Below are 13,171 nucleotides of genomic sequence, written 5' to 3' on the forward strand. Positions count from 1 at the left end.
GCAGGCGCTACCGTGCGATTCATCCGGCGACGAGGAGATGACGAGTGGACAGCGGTGAGGTGGAGCGTCGGCAGACGCGCACACTCGATGAGTCGCTGCTCGTCGATCTCGATGAGCCGGACCGCCCGATCGTCGACTTCCTGCGAGCCACACCCGGGCGGATCGCGGTGATGGCCGTGATCCTGGTGGCCGTCGTCCTCGCCGTGGGCGTGGCGTCGTCGGCGACAGTGTCCAGCCGACAACAACAATTGGGCACCTTGGGGTCACACACCGAACCGCTCTCCGATGCAGCGCAGCGGATCTACAGCGCGTTGTCGTCGGCCAACACCACTGCGGCGACCGCGTTTCTGGCCGGCGGTGTGGAACCGCGCGAGATCCGCGACCGCTACGACGCAGACATCGGAGCGGCCTCCGCCGGTCTGGTGACCGCGTCGAATGGCGTGGCGGCCAACGACACTCACTCGTTGACGCTGCTGACCGACCTGTCCAACCAGTTGGCGCTCTACACCGGAATGATGGCAACGGCTCGTGCGAGCAACCGTGACGGCCTCCCCATCGGCGTCGCGTATCTCAGCGGAGCGTCCACGCTGATGCAGGAGTCGATGCTGCCGGACGCCGATCGGTTGTACCGAAGCCAGATCGACGCGGTCACCACGTCGCAGCGGTCGGCGGCGCCGGCGTATGCAGTGATCGCCGCTGCCGCGGTGGCTGTTGGGCTGTTGATCGTCGCGCAGATCTTCCTCGCCAGGCACAGCCATCGGCGGCTCAACCCTGGGTTGGCAGTGGCGTCGGTGTTGATGGCGGTTCTCACGGTGTGGCTGACCGTCGCCGGACTGGTGTCGGCGCACGCCGCGAACAGTGCGCGCACGCAGGGAGGCGAACCGCTCGGCGTCGCGGTGGCCGCCCGCATCCTCGTGCAGCAGGCCCGCGCGGACGAGATCCTCGGCCTGCTCAAGCGGGGTTCCGACACCCTGTCCGACATCAGGTTCGACGAGCGGACCGCGCAGGTCGGATGGCTGTTGGAGAAGCATCCGGTTGACGGGGCATCCGAGGCCCTGCACGGCTGGATCAGCTCCCACGGCGAGATCCGGAACAAGCTGGTCGGCGGCGACTATCCGGGGGCGGTGGCGATCGCGAGAGACGGCGAGCTCCAGCATTCGACGGCCCAGTTCGCCCGGCTGGATCAGGCTTTGGGGGATGACATCGCGCAATTGCGGCAACGCCAGCGTGACGGCATCACGCGGGCATACATTGCGTTGAGCGCACTTCCGGCTGGTGCGGCTGCCATCAGCGTGCTGGCGGCACTTGCGGTTGCCGCGGGTGTCGCGCCGAGACTGAATGAGTACCACTGATGCGAATCGGCGCCGGGCTTCTCGTCCTTGCAGCGACACTGCTGACGGGATGCGCCACGGTGCAGCCGCTCGTCCAGGTACCGGCCTCGCTCACGACCGTGCCGTTGCCGAGCGGCGCCGAGGTGGCGCCGACCGTCACCGGCGCGGCGGTCGAAAGTTGCGATGCCACAGCGAGTTTGCGCCCGTCGGCGGCACCCGCGCCGACGGTGGAGGCGATTCGGCGGCGCGGATGGGTGGTTGTCGGAATAGACCAGAACACCAACCCGCTGAGCTTCCGTGACCCCGTGACCGGCGAACTGCGGGGTTTCCTCGTCGACCTCTCCCATGAAGTCGCCCGGGACCTGGTCGGTGATCCCAACAAGGTGGACTTCCGTCTGTTGACCGAACCGGAGCGGATGCCCGCGGTGCAGAACAACACGGTCGACATCCTGACCAAGGCGACCTCCATCACGTGCCCCCGCGCCGAGCAGATCGCGTTCTCGACGGTGTACTTCGAAGGACATCAAAGACTGCTGGTGCCAAGGGGTTCGCCGGTGCGCGGGCCGGCAGATCTGGCAGGCAAGCGCGTGTGCTCCGGGCTGGCGACGACGTCCATCGCCACGGTCGCCCGGGTTGCTCCGGCGGCAATCATCGTGGGCGTGCAGAACTTCGACGACTGCCTGGTCGCGCTTCAGCAGGGTCAGGTGGATGCCGCCAGCACCGACGATTCGCTACTGGTGGGCATGGCCGGTCAGGATCCCAATCTGGAGATCGTCGGGCCCGCCCTGGAGAACGAGCCGTACGGCATCGGGGTCAACAAGTCCGAGGAAGATCTGGTGCGCGCGGTCAACGCCAGTCTGGAACGGATTCGGCGGGACGGGACGTGGGAGGCGCTGTACCGCAAGTGGTTCAGTATGCTCGGCGCGGCCAATCCACCCGAACCGAAGTACCGGGACTGACATGGCCGGTGAAGAGGGTAGGCGCGCCGTCACCAGACTTGTCGTCCTGGCTGCGACGGTGTTGACGGGATGTTCCACAGTTCAACCGCTTGTCGAAGTGCCTGCCTCGCTCACGACCCTGCCGCTGCCCAGTGGCGCTGCCGTGGCGTCGCGGGTGCCCGGCGTACCCGTCGAGAGTTGTGATGCCACAGCGAGTTTGCGCCCGTCGACCGTCAGCGGGCCGACTGTTGAGGCGATCCGGCAGCGCGGCAGGCTGATCGTGGGCATCGACCAGAGCACCAACCTGTTGAGCTTTCGCGATCCTGCGTCGGGCCACCTGCAGGGATTCGACGTCGACATTGCGCGCGAGGTGGCCCGTGACCTGACCGGTGACCCCGACAAGGTGGAGTTCCGGCTGCTCACGTCGATCGAGCGGATCAGCAACCTGCAGAACGGGACCGTCGACATCGTCGTCAAGGCAATGACGATCACCTGCGCCCGCGCTGAGCAGATCGCGTTCTCCACAGAGTATTTCGATGCGCACCAGCGACTGCTCGTACCGAAGGATTCGCCGATCCAGGGGCCGGGTGATCTCGCGGGGAAGCGGGTGTGCTCGCAGGTGGACACCACATCGCTGGCCACTGCCGCCCGGGTGGCGCCCGCGGCAACCCTGCTCGGCGTTCAGAACTGGGATGATTGCCTGGTGGCGATTCAGCAGGGGCAGACGGACGCAGTCACCACCGATGACTCGATTCTGGCAGGCATGGCCGTCCAGGATCCCAACCTGCACCTGGTCGGGCCCAGCTTGGAGAACGAGCCCTACGGTATCGGAGTGAACAGATCCCGCGAGGATCTGGTCAGGGCGGTCAACGCCAGCCTCGACCGGATCCGGCGGGACGGGACATGGGAGGCGCTGTACCGCAAGTGGTTCAACGTTCTCGGTGGTGCGCCGAGTCCGCCCGAGCCGAGGTACCGGGATTGAGCATGGCAGAAGAAGACGGAACGCGAGCAGTTCTGGTGACCGAATCGGCACCGGTCAAGGTCGAGCCCACCCGCCCACGGCTGCGTACCGGGCGGCGGCGGATCGGTGAGGGGCTCGTCGAGATCCCGATTCGGCAGGACATCGAGCCTGCGAGCGCGATCCTGACCAATCCCGTTGTCGCCGAGTCGAAACGGACATGCGGCAACTGTGGGCGGCCGGTCGGGCGGGGAAGCGCCGGTAAGCCCGGGCCGACCGAGGGGGTATGTCCGCACTGCGGCACGCTGTACTCGTTCTCGCCGCATCTGGAGACCGGTGAACTGGTGGCGGGACAGTACGAGGTCCAGGGGTGCATTGCGCACGGCGGAGTCGGCTGGATCTATCTGGCGGTGGACCGCAATGTCAGCGACCGGTGGGTGGTGCTCAAAGGTCTGCTCCAGCCCGGTGGGCAGCAGGCACAGGCGATCGCCGTTGCGGAACGTCAGTTTCTCGCGATGGTGAACCATCCCGGCATCGTCAAGATCTACAACTTCGTCGAACATCCCGGTTTCGACGGGCGCCCAGTCGGTTACATCGTGATGGAGTACATCGGCGGAACCACGCTCGAAGCCGTCCTGGCCAAGCAGCGAGCCGCGGGCACGCAAGGAGCAGATCAACAGATGATGCCCGTCGAACAGGCGCTCGGCTACCTGCTCGATGTCATGCCCGCGTTGTCCTACCTGCATTCGCTCGGGCTGGTGTACAACGACCTCAAGCCCGAGAACATCATGCTCACCGAAGACAACATCGAATTGATCGACATGGGTGCGGTGTCGGGCATCGGCGACTTCGGCTACATATACGGCACCAAGGGCTTTCAGGCACCCGAGATCGTGCGGACCGGACCGACGATCGCCACCGACGTCTACACGGTGGGCCGCACGCTGGCCAAGCTCACGGTCGACCTGCCCAACGACCGCTATGCCGAGAGCTTGCCGGGACGCGACGAGGTGCCGCTGTTCGAGCGGTATGAATCCTTCTACCGGCTGCTCGTCCGTGCTACCAATCCTCGCCCCATGCAACGGTTTTCGTCGGTCGACGAAATGGCCGACCAGTGCAAGGGGGTGCTGCACGAGATCCTCGCCGAACAGACCGGCTCGCCGTGTCCGCGGGTCTCGACGCTGTTCAGCGTGCCCCGCTCCACGTGCGGTGCCGACCTGGCGTTGCAGAGCACCGACGTTTTCGTCGACGGCCGCCGACGCAACGTCCGGCTCAACGCAGGAGACGTCGCCCGCTCCCTGCCGAGCCCGATACCCGTCGAGGATCCGGACGACGAATGGCGTGAAGACTGGGAGGACGGGATCTCCGGGCTCCACGGCGGCGATCTCGGTGCGGCGCTGGCTTGTTTCGAACGCGTCGTGGGCCTGCTGCCGGGCGAAGCCGCTCCCAAGCTCGCGGCGGCAGCGACCGCGGAGCTGCTGCTGGACACCCCCGACGCGCCGGACGCCGAACGATTGCGGCAGATGGCGCAGCGGTACTACCGGACGTTGTGGCGCACCGACTCGTCGATGGTCAACGCGGCGTTCGGCCTGGCTCGCCTGCTGGCCGGCCGTGGCGATCGGGCCGGCGCGATCGAGGTACTCGACCAGGTTCCGTTGACGTCGCGCCATTACGGCGAGGCCCAACTGACCGCCGTGGTCTTCCTGTTCGACGGGCGCCCCAACGATGAGATCACCGAGGTTGACCTGCGCGACGCGGCGCGTCGGCTGGGCAGGTTGTCCGAAACCGAGCCACGCGCACTGCAGATCCGCGCGTTCGTGCTCGGCATCGCGCTGGACTGGGTGCGGTCGGGCGCGGTGGCGACCTCGGAGGAGCCGTTCTTCGGGCATCCGTTGGACCAGCGGGGCCTGCGCGTCGGTATCGAGGAGGCGCTGCGCGAGCTGGCTCGGCACTCGCCGCGGCGGCGGCACCGTTACACGCTGGTCGATTTCGCGAACGCGATCAGACCGCCGAGCTGGCTGTGAAGGCGGCGACCACAGGATTGACAGTTCCGTCATTATTCGCTGATCGGGATACCGCGGGCGTGCGGATCGGCGTAGGTTGAGGTCTGGTCACCGGGCCCACTCAACGAAGGGGTGACCCATGACAGACGTCGACTATTGCGTGGTGGGTGCGGGTTTCGCCGGATTGACCGCGGCGCTGCACCTGAAGCGCGCCGGCCGTTCTGTGGTGCTGCTGGAGGCCCGGGACCGGGTAGGCGGCCGGACGTTCACCGAAGTGCGGCCCGACGGGACATGGATCGATCGGGGCGGAGCGTGGATCGGCCCCGGGCAGGACCGCATCAAGGCGTTGATGACCGAGTTCGGCATCAAGGAGTACAAGCAGTACATCGACGGCGACGCGATGATGATCGTCGACGGTAAACAACACCGGTACTCCGGCGCGATTCCGTGGTCGATGAGTCCGTGGGCGATCGCCAACCTCGGCGCGGGGCTGCTCGAAGTGGGGCACATGTGCAAGTCGATCCCGTTCGAGGCGCCATGGGAGGCCAAGAGGGCGGCCGAGTGGGACCGAATCACGTTGGGGGAGTGGCTGCATGACCACGTGCACTCCAAGCAGGCGCGCGACATGCTCGACATGGCCTTGGCAGGCGTCTATACGTCGGCGGCCTCGGAGGTATCGCTGCTGTGGGCCCTTCACCAAATGGGCTCGGGCGGTGGACCGAGCTTCGTGATCTCCACCAAGGACGGCTCCCAGGATGCGCGGGTGCACGGCGGAATGGCAGCGATCTACGGCCCGGTGGCCGCCGAACTCGGTGACGCACTGCGTCTTTCGCGACCTGTGCGCAAGATCGCGCAGGACGACGCCGGAGTGACCGTGCACGCCGACGGCGATACAGTGCGGGCCGGCCGCGCGATCGTCGCCGTCCCGCTGGCCATCGCCGACCTGATCACCTACGAGCCAATGCTTCCCGTCGACCGGGCGTTTCTTCACCGCCGCATGCCCAGTGGCGCCGTGTTCAAGATCTCGGTGGTCTACGACAGTGCGTTCTGGCGTGCCGACGGACTGTGCGGGCAATCGGCCGCACCGGGCAGCCCTGCCACGCTCACCATCGACGCGTGTACCGACATCGCTGTCCCTGGGATCATGTGCGTCATCACCGAGGGGACTGCCGCACGGCGCCTCGGCCGCCTCGACCCGGACGAGCGCAAGACCGTCGTGCTCGGTGAATTGATCGACCGGTTCGGTGCGAAAGCCGCATGCGCGGTGAGCTATCACGAGCAGAACTGGACCGTCGAGCGCTATTCGGGTGGCGGGATGATCAGTCATGCACCGCCGGGGGTGCTGACCGAGTTCGGCCACACCCTGCGCGAGCCGTGCGGGCGCATCCACTGGGCCGGCACGGAGAGCTCGGCCGTGATGTGCGGCTGGATCGATGGCGCCGTGAGATCCGGTGAGCGGGCTGCCACCGAGGTGATGGCGGCCGACGCCATGGCGGCGGTGTAGCGCGTCGGCCCGGCGAGCGTCCGGAGGATTCCGGCCGGGATCTGACACGATGTCGATCATGAAGACGTCGATCGTCCCGATGATGGTGGTTGTCGCCGGGATCGCCTTCGCACCAGCCGCTGTTGCCGACGATCAGGGCTACCTGGATGAGCTGTCCTCGACGGGCCTGCCGGTGTCCGACGACAACCGCGACACCCTCATCCAGCTCGGCCGGCAGACGTGTTCGACCGCGCGCGAGGACCCGGCGATGCAGACGGGTGATCTGGCGATGCAGATTGCGGAGGCCCGCTCGGCATACCCCTACGGCAAAGCCCAACTGGTCGTGGCTTCGGCGCTGCACAACTACTGCCCGGAGCTCAACGTCAGTCCGAGCGCCTAGCGCTCGAATCGACATTCTTGGTGCAGGGATGCTGGCAAGCCTGGGTCGTCCCGGCCAACATGTGGTGGGCGATGTCGGTGCCGGTGCGGATGGTGACCGCAGCGATGAGCCCTCCGCAGCCCGCCGCGGCCGCAGCGATGAGCATCGCCGTCGAGAAGCCGTGGCCCAAGGGTTCTCCGACACCAGGATTGATGCCGGCCGCCACCGGCAGCACCGCGACAGCCAGCAACCCGGCCAGGCGTGCGACAGCGTTGTTCACCCCGGATGCGGTTCCGGCCTGACTTTCCGGCACCGCAGCCAGGACGGCCGCGGTCAGCGGGGTGACGGTGATCATCAGCCCGACGCCGAACACGACGACGGCGGGCAGCACCACGGATAGGTATGACGCTCCGGGGGTGATGCGGGCCATCAAGGCCAGCCCCGCCGCCGCGACGAGCGGGCCTACGGTCATGGGCAACCGCGGACCGGTGCGCTGCGCGAGGGAACCGGCCCACGGCGAGCCGATCAGCATGATGACCGTGACGGGCAGGGTGGCCACCCCGGCAACCAGGGCCGAGTAGTGCAGGCTCTGCTGCAGCTGCAACGTGAGCAGGAACAGCGCGCCTCCGAGTGCGGCGTACACGGCGAAGGTGGTGAGGTTCGCGCCACTGAACTGGCGGGACCGAAACAGTCCCAACGGCAGTAGCGGTGCTCGCACGTGCGTCTCGATCACGGCGAAGGCCAGCAGCCCGATGACACCGATGGCGACGGCGGTCACGGCGGTCGCCGTCCAGCCGTGGGACGGCACTTCGATCAGCGGGTAGATGACGCCTGCGAGACCGATCATGACTGCCGCAGCACCCGCGAGGTCCGGGTGTCCATGAGTATCGGGTGCGCGGGACTCGGGCACGTGGCGGACGGTTATCCACATGGCGGCCACAGCGAGCGGAACGTTCAGCAAGAACACCCACCGCCACGACGCGACGTCCACCAGCCAACCGCCGATGAACGGGCCGAGCGCCGAGGTGACGCCCGACATGCCCGCCCACAGCCCCACGGCCTGAGCCCGGTCGTCGTTTCTGATCCCGACGTCGATCATGGCGAGGCTGCCGGGCACCAGGGCAGCTGCCCCGATGCCCTGCACAACGCGCGCAGCGATCAACCAGCCGACGGTCGGGGACAGGCCGCACACGACCGATGCCACGGTGAAAACCACCAAACCGCCGAGGTAGACGCGGCGACGACCGTACCGATCGCCCGCCGCTCCACCGGAGAGCAACAGCGCGCTCAGCGAGAGCAGGTAGCCGTCGAGCACCCATTGCTGGCCTGTCAGCCCGGTGTCCAGATCCCGCCCGATCGCCGGCAGCGCGACGTTGACCACGGTGCTGTCGAGAAACGCGATGCCCGAGCCGAGTACCGCTGCGGCAACAAGCCACCGCGCAGCCGACGACGCGAGGGGCACCCGTGGCGGGCTGCCCCCAGCGTCGCCGCGGCCGTGTCCGCTGCGCGTCTCGTCCATGCGCCGTTGATTGTCCCAACGCAGTCCACTGATGCGCAAACGCCGCGGCGCGTACCGTTGACATCGGTTGGGGCCACGGATTGGGGGATGCGGTTGTCGGGCATGCAATTCGGGATTTTCACCGTCGGCGATGTCACGGCGGATCCGACGACCGGTCGAAAACCGACCGAAGCCGAGCGAATTCGCGCCACTGTGACCATCGCGAGGAAGGTCGAGGAGGTGGGGCTCGACGTGTTCGCCACCGGCGAGCACCACAACCCGCCGTTTGTGCCGTCGTCGCCGACCACCTTGCTGGGTTACATCGCGGCGCTGACCGAGCGCATCATCCTGTCCACGTCGACCACCTTGATCACGACCAATGATCCGGTGAAGATCGCCGAGGACTTCAGTGTGCTGCAACATCTTTCGGACGGCCGGGTCGACGTGATGCTGGGCCGCGGCAACACCGGACCGGTGTACCCCTGGTTCGGGCAGGACATCCGGGCGGCGATCCCGTTGACCGTCGAGCACTACCGGTTGCTGCGGCGGCTCTGGCAGGAGCAGAGTGTCGACTGGAGCGGTGAATTCCGCACGCCCCTACAGGGTTTCACGCTCGCGCCGCAACCGCTCGACGGTGTGCCGCCATTCGTCTGGCACGGCTCGATCCGCACCCCGGAAGTCGCCGAACTGGCCGCCTATTACGGGGACGGGTTTTTCGCCAACCACATCTTCTGGCCGGCCTCGCACACGAAACGCATGGTGCAGTTGTACCGGCAACGGTTCGAACACTATGGGCACGGCAGTGCCGATCAGGCCATCGTGGGCCTCGGCGGGCAGGTGTTCATGCGGCCCCGCAGTCAGGACGCGATCGCCGAGTTCCGGCCCTACTTCGACAATGCCCCGGTGTACGGGCACGGCCCCAGTTTGGAGGAGTTCGCCGCCGAAACGCCACTGACGGTGGGTTCGCCGCAGCAGGTGATCGATCGGACGTTGAGCTTCCGGGATTACGCGGGTGACTATCAACGGCAGTTGTTCCTCATCGACCACGCCGGCCTGCCGTTGAAGGTGGTGCTGGAGCAGCTCGATCTGTTGGGCGAGGAAGTTGTCCCGGTGCTGCGCAAGGAGTTTGCGATCGGCCGGCCCGATCATGTCCCCGACGCTCCCACGCATGAGTCGCTCGCGCGGGCCGCCGCACAGAACGCAGAGGAGCAGCCATGACCAAGCTGGCAGTCATCAGCGGCGGCCTGCGTGAGCCGTCGTCGACAAGGCTTCTCGCGGATCGCATCACTGCCGCGGTGGAGTCGTCGATGACCGAGCGGAATGTCCCCGTGAGCTCGACGGTGATCGAGTTGCGGCCCCTGGGACGCGCGATCGTGGATGCGATGCTGGCCGGATTCGCCTCGGCCGAGCTGAATTCGGCATTCGAGACCGTCGCGGATGCCGACGGGGTCATCGCGGTGACCCCGGCATTCAACGCCTCCTTCAGCGGTCTGTTCAAGTCGTTCTTCGATGTGCTTCCCGAAGAAACACTCTCGGACATGCCGGTGCTGATCGCTGCGACCGGCGGCACCGAGCGGCATTCGCTGGTGCTCGAACACGCGTTGCGGCCGATGTTCTCGTACCTGCATGCGGTCGTATCGCCCACCGGGGTGTATGCCGCCACCGATGACTTCGGCGGGCGCGGGTCAGGGCTGGCCCTGCGCATCGGCAAGGCCGCCGACGACTTCATCCGGTTGCTACAGGCGTGCGGTCAGCGTGTGCGGCGCGACGTGTTCGCCGAAGAGTTGACCGACATGGAGCAGCTTCTGGCAGGCTGGCGGCCCCGCGACGGCGGCGAGACAGTCGAAGATTGACTCGCCGGGCTACTGCTCGGTCGGCGCGACTCCGCGCACGACGGCGACGCACAGATCGGCGCACACCGCGGCCAATTCGTCACTGCTCTCCTGCGGGTCGTCGAGCCAGGCCTCGATCAGTTGGTTCACGCCGCCGACCATGAAGCGTGCACCCCGCCGCAGGTCTACCGGGTCGGGGGTTTCGGTGTTCAGCACTGTGGGAGCGAGCCGGACAACCAGATCGGTGATCATGTCGAGGATGTGAGTGCGGTGCTCGGCCAGCCCTGCGACGCTGCTGACGTCGCCTGTGGCGATGCGGTGGATGTGCGGGTCGGCGGCGATGATGTCGAGGAAGGCCGTCAGGGCTGAGCGGAGTTTGTCGGTCAGGGTGCCCGGATCGCCCACACCGGCGTCGACGAGTGCGCTGATCAACTCGTCGCGCACGTCGTCGGAGATGGCGAAGAGCAGCTCTTCGCGGCTCGGGAACTGTTCGTAGAAGTACCGCGACGTCAGGCCGGCCGCCGCGCACACGCCACGCACGGTCACCTCGGTGACTCCTGATTCACCCCAGATCCGGCGGCCTGCGGCGAGCAGCTTGCTCCGACGTTCGGTGCGGCGGTCGGCCGCGCTGATGCCGCCGTATCCGCGCACCACCTGCGTGCGCTTCATTGACAGCAGCCTACCGGCAAGCCTATGTTCGGACTACGCATGTAGTCAGTTAGGGTCAGGAGGGTGTCGATGAACCTGCCCGTACCGGCTCGCCATCCTGAACGCCCACTGCCGGTTCCCGGTGCGATGCGGATCTTCGCCTCGATGCTCGGCCTGCGGGACCCTGACGCGGACCAGTGGCGCCGATTGGGGCAGCGGCTGACCGTCGGCGACGAACCCATGGACCGCCTGGTCGACTGGATGGCATCAGCGGGCATGGCGCAGATGAAGGCGGTGTTCGAGCGTGCGCTGACCGCAGGCATCGACAACGTGCCCGATGCGCCGGAACCCTTGCGACAGTTCTTCATTCGCGTCGAGACCGTTCCGGACTGGGTCGACCGCGACAAGCTCCGCAAAGGGCAGCGCGCGCTGCTGCGGGGTGGCTCCGACGGCATGTCCATCGCACGGGACGTGTCGCTGCTCGGCGGGTACCAGTTCTCGGGGTTCAACAAAACCCTGCTGCGCACAGGGGCTTTGGAGAAGGGCTCGAACCAGCGTTTCGCCGAGACCATGCAGTGGGCCATGGACGTCATCTCCGACGGCGGTCTCGATCCACTCGGGATCGGCTACCGATCCACCCTGCGGGTGAGGCTGATCCATGCCTTCGTGCGCAGGCACGTCGCGGCGATGCCGGACTGGCGCGCCGACGAGTGGGGTGTGCCGGTCAACCAGACCGATATGGCGGCGACGCTGGTCGGCGCGCTCGTTGCGCCTCCCATCGCCTCGCTCGGCATGGGCATCGTGCCTGCACCGGGCGAACTCGATGCCATCGCGCACGTGACCCGCTACGTCGGCTGGCTCATCGGTGTCGAGGACGAATGGCTGCCCCGCAGTTTCCGCGACAGTGTGCGCGTGCTGTACCACACCTCCACCGCCCTGGCGAACCCCGACGAAACCACCCAGCAGTTGTCAGTGCCGATGGCCCAGGACCCGCTGTCGTGGCACTACCGCGGCATGGGCGGCCTGCGCCGCCGGTTGGCATGGGCGCAGCACCTGTCGATCACCAGTGCCTTTCTCGGGCCCGGTGCCATGCGCACCCTCGGCCTGCCCGCCTACATGCCTCCGTGGTATCCGGCGCTGCGCGTGCCGGTGAACCTGATCCGCAGCGTCGGGGCGATGACACTGCCCGGCGGTATGGAGCGCGCCGTCGCGCGCGGCCGGCGTGAGCAGCAGGCCCTCTTGAGCACCATCACGGGCGACGGCGCAGCCGACATCGGAGCGTCAGCCGCGCACGTCGGCAGCGCAGCCTGACTGCGGCACAGTCGAATTCGACTTCCTACGGGGTCATCGAACCCAGGAAGTAGGTTTCGTGACCGGTCGGATACCCGCCCCCGTCGGTCGCGATGTGGACGTGGTCGAAATGGTTGGCCGTTTCGTTTCCGTAGTCGGCCGTCCAACTCGGTGCCCCGATACCCGGGTAGAAGCCCTGTCGCCAGATGACATGCAGTACACCCCATCGTTTCGCATTGGCCAACGCGAAACCGGCGATCTGATTGCCGAGCTCAATACCCTTCTCGGAGTGGTAATTCGGGATCATCACGTCGATCGCCAAACCGTTGGGATGCCACTTCAGCGGATCTTGGCGGTATCCGCCGATGGTGGTGATGTCCGGAAACATCATGCTGATCGCGCGGGCCACCCAGATGGTGTGGATCTGCAAGCCCTGCTCGGGTGCCTTGCCTGCCGACAGCGGGAATTGGAAGTCGCGGGCCGCCACGGGAGCGTTGGCCGCCACGAGAGCCGCCTCGGGCGGGACCGGGGCCACCGACTGCGCGACGGCAGACGTCGAGTGCGGGGCCGGGGGCGCTGCCGAGGTCCCGACTTGCTTCGGATGCTCGGTGCTCTGGACATAGAACATGGCGGCTGCCACGGTCACCGAGGCGGCGAGCGCCAACAGCCTGCCCCGGCCGTTGGCTAACAGTTTCCCGCTCACGGGCAGCTACTTTACTGAGGTGCCGCACGGTACATCGCGGACTTGGCAATCTCGTCGCCGATGCCCGCGCGCGGTTTGCCACCCCGGTCGGACCCGGGCACCCCGATC

The 13,171-nt window shown here is 67.0% G+C and carries 12 protein-coding genes; 9 read left to right on the plus strand and 3 right to left on the minus strand.

Features of this window, described 5'->3' with window-relative positions:
• Window positions 1-44 precede the first annotated feature (44 nt).
• From BST13_RS19600 to BST13_RS19625, 6 genes are all read left to right on the plus strand, one after another.
• The gene (locus BST13_RS19600; protein WP_083165684.1) at window positions 45-1,352 is read left to right on the plus strand and encodes a hypothetical protein; all 1,308 of its coding nucleotides are present in this window, start codon (window positions 45-47) and stop codon (window positions 1,350-1,352) included.
• Window positions 1,352-2,290: a glutamate ABC transporter substrate-binding protein gene (locus tag BST13_RS19605; RefSeq protein WP_083165685.1), complete on the plus strand. Its 939-nt coding sequence runs from the start codon at window positions 1,352-1,354 to the stop codon at window positions 2,288-2,290. The genes BST13_RS19600 and BST13_RS19605 overlap by 1 nt, the downstream gene beginning before the upstream one ends.
• Before the next feature lies 1 nt (window position 2,291).
• A complete protein-coding gene (locus tag BST13_RS19610) occupies window positions 2,292-3,251 on the plus strand; it encodes a glutamate ABC transporter substrate-binding protein (protein WP_083165686.1) in 960 nt (319 codons plus the stop codon).
• Window positions 3,252-3,253: 2 nt separating this feature from the next.
• Window positions 3,254-5,251: a serine/threonine-protein kinase gene (locus BST13_RS19615; RefSeq protein ID WP_083165687.1), complete on the plus strand. Its 1,998-nt coding sequence runs from the start codon at window positions 3,254-3,256 to the stop codon at window positions 5,249-5,251.
• Between the two features lie 118 nt (window positions 5,252-5,369).
• Window positions 5,370-6,734, plus strand: a complete 1,365-nt coding sequence (locus BST13_RS19620) for a flavin monoamine oxidase family protein (RefSeq protein ID WP_083165688.1) — start codon at window positions 5,370-5,372, stop codon at window positions 6,732-6,734.
• A gap of 58 nt (window positions 6,735-6,792) precedes the next feature.
• The gene (locus BST13_RS19625; protein ID WP_158087171.1) at window positions 6,793-7,113 is read left to right on the plus strand and encodes a DUF732 domain-containing protein; all 321 of its coding nucleotides are present in this window, start codon (window positions 6,793-6,795) and stop codon (window positions 7,111-7,113) included.
• On the opposite strand, the gene BST13_RS19630 is transcribed toward BST13_RS19625, so the two are convergent.
• Window positions 7,097-8,611, minus strand: a complete 1,515-nt coding sequence (locus BST13_RS19630; protein ID WP_083165690.1) for an MFS transporter — start codon at window positions 8,609-8,611, stop codon at window positions 7,097-7,099. The genes BST13_RS19625 and BST13_RS19630 overlap by 17 nt on opposite strands.
• 102 nt (window positions 8,612-8,713) lie before the next feature.
• Between BST13_RS19630 and BST13_RS19635 the strand changes: the two genes are divergently transcribed.
• Both BST13_RS19635 and BST13_RS19640 read left to right on the plus strand, forming a co-directional pair.
• Window positions 8,714-9,808 (plus strand): LLM class flavin-dependent oxidoreductase, encoded by a 1,095-nt coding sequence (locus BST13_RS19635; RefSeq protein ID WP_083165741.1) that lies wholly within the window; start codon window positions 8,714-8,716, stop codon window positions 9,806-9,808.
• Window positions 9,805-10,443, plus strand: a complete 639-nt coding sequence (locus BST13_RS19640; protein ID WP_083165691.1) for an FMN reductase — start codon at window positions 9,805-9,807, stop codon at window positions 10,441-10,443. Before BST13_RS19635 ends, BST13_RS19640 begins: the two co-directional genes overlap by 4 nt.
• Before the next feature lie 9 nt (window positions 10,444-10,452).
• Here BST13_RS19640 and BST13_RS19645 read toward each other — a convergent pair whose 3' ends face one another.
• Window positions 10,453-11,091, minus strand: coding sequence for a TetR/AcrR family transcriptional regulator (locus BST13_RS19645; protein ID WP_083165692.1), 639 nt, complete (start codon window positions 11,089-11,091; stop codon window positions 10,453-10,455).
• A gap of 69 nt (window positions 11,092-11,160) precedes the next feature.
• Here BST13_RS19645 and BST13_RS19650 point away from each other — a divergent pair, with 69 nt between their 5' ends.
• Window positions 11,161-12,381 carry an oxygenase MpaB family protein gene (locus BST13_RS19650; protein WP_083165742.1) on the plus strand — a complete coding sequence of 407 codons (1,221 nt, stop codon included), beginning with the start codon at window positions 11,161-11,163 and terminating at the stop codon, window positions 12,379-12,381.
• A 25-nt stretch (window positions 12,382-12,406) separates the two neighbouring features.
• Here BST13_RS19650 and BST13_RS19655 read toward each other — a convergent pair whose 3' ends face one another.
• Complete coding sequence (locus tag BST13_RS19655; RefSeq protein ID WP_083165693.1) at window positions 12,407-13,063, minus strand: VldE C-terminal domain-containing protein; 657 nt, start codon at window positions 13,061-13,063, stop codon at window positions 12,407-12,409.
• Between the last annotated feature and the right edge of the window lie 108 nt (window positions 13,064-13,171).

Origin of the sequence: Mycobacterium aquaticum, from assembly GCF_002086485.1 — a bacterium.
GTDB classification, from domain to species: domain Bacteria; phylum Actinomycetota; class Actinomycetes; order Mycobacteriales; family Mycobacteriaceae; genus Mycobacterium; species Mycobacterium aquaticum.

Bases quoted from the DNA above. Each gene is read 5' to 3' on its own strand.
- BST13_RS19630 (WP_083165690.1), bottom strand. From the start codon at position 8,611: ATGGACGAGACGCGCAGCGGACACGGCCGCGGCGACGCTGGGGGCAGC.
- BST13_RS19640 (WP_083165691.1), top strand. From the start codon at position 9,805: ATGACCAAGCTGGCAGTCATCAGCGGCGGCCTGCGTGAGCCGTCGTCG.
- BST13_RS19650 (WP_083165742.1), top strand. From the start codon at position 11,161: ATGAACCTGCCCGTACCGGCTCGCCATCCTGAACGCCCACTGCCGGTT.
- BST13_RS19620 (WP_083165688.1), top strand. From the start codon at position 5,370: ATGACAGACGTCGACTATTGCGTGGTGGGTGCGGGTTTCGCCGGATTG.
- BST13_RS19635 (WP_083165741.1), top strand. From the start codon at position 8,714: ATGCAATTCGGGATTTTCACCGTCGGCGATGTCACGGCGGATCCGACG.
- BST13_RS19625 (WP_158087171.1), top strand. From the start codon at position 6,793: ATGAAGACGTCGATCGTCCCGATGATGGTGGTTGTCGCCGGGATCGCC.
- BST13_RS19615 (WP_083165687.1), top strand. From the start codon at position 3,254: ATGGCAGAAGAAGACGGAACGCGAGCAGTTCTGGTGACCGAATCGGCA.
- BST13_RS19605 (WP_083165685.1), top strand. From the start codon at position 1,352: ATGCGAATCGGCGCCGGGCTTCTCGTCCTTGCAGCGACACTGCTGACG.
- BST13_RS19610 (WP_083165686.1), top strand. From the start codon at position 2,292: ATGGCCGGTGAAGAGGGTAGGCGCGCCGTCACCAGACTTGTCGTCCTG.
- BST13_RS19645 (WP_083165692.1), bottom strand. From the start codon at position 11,091: ATGAAGCGCACGCAGGTGGTGCGCGGATACGGCGGCATCAGCGCGGCC.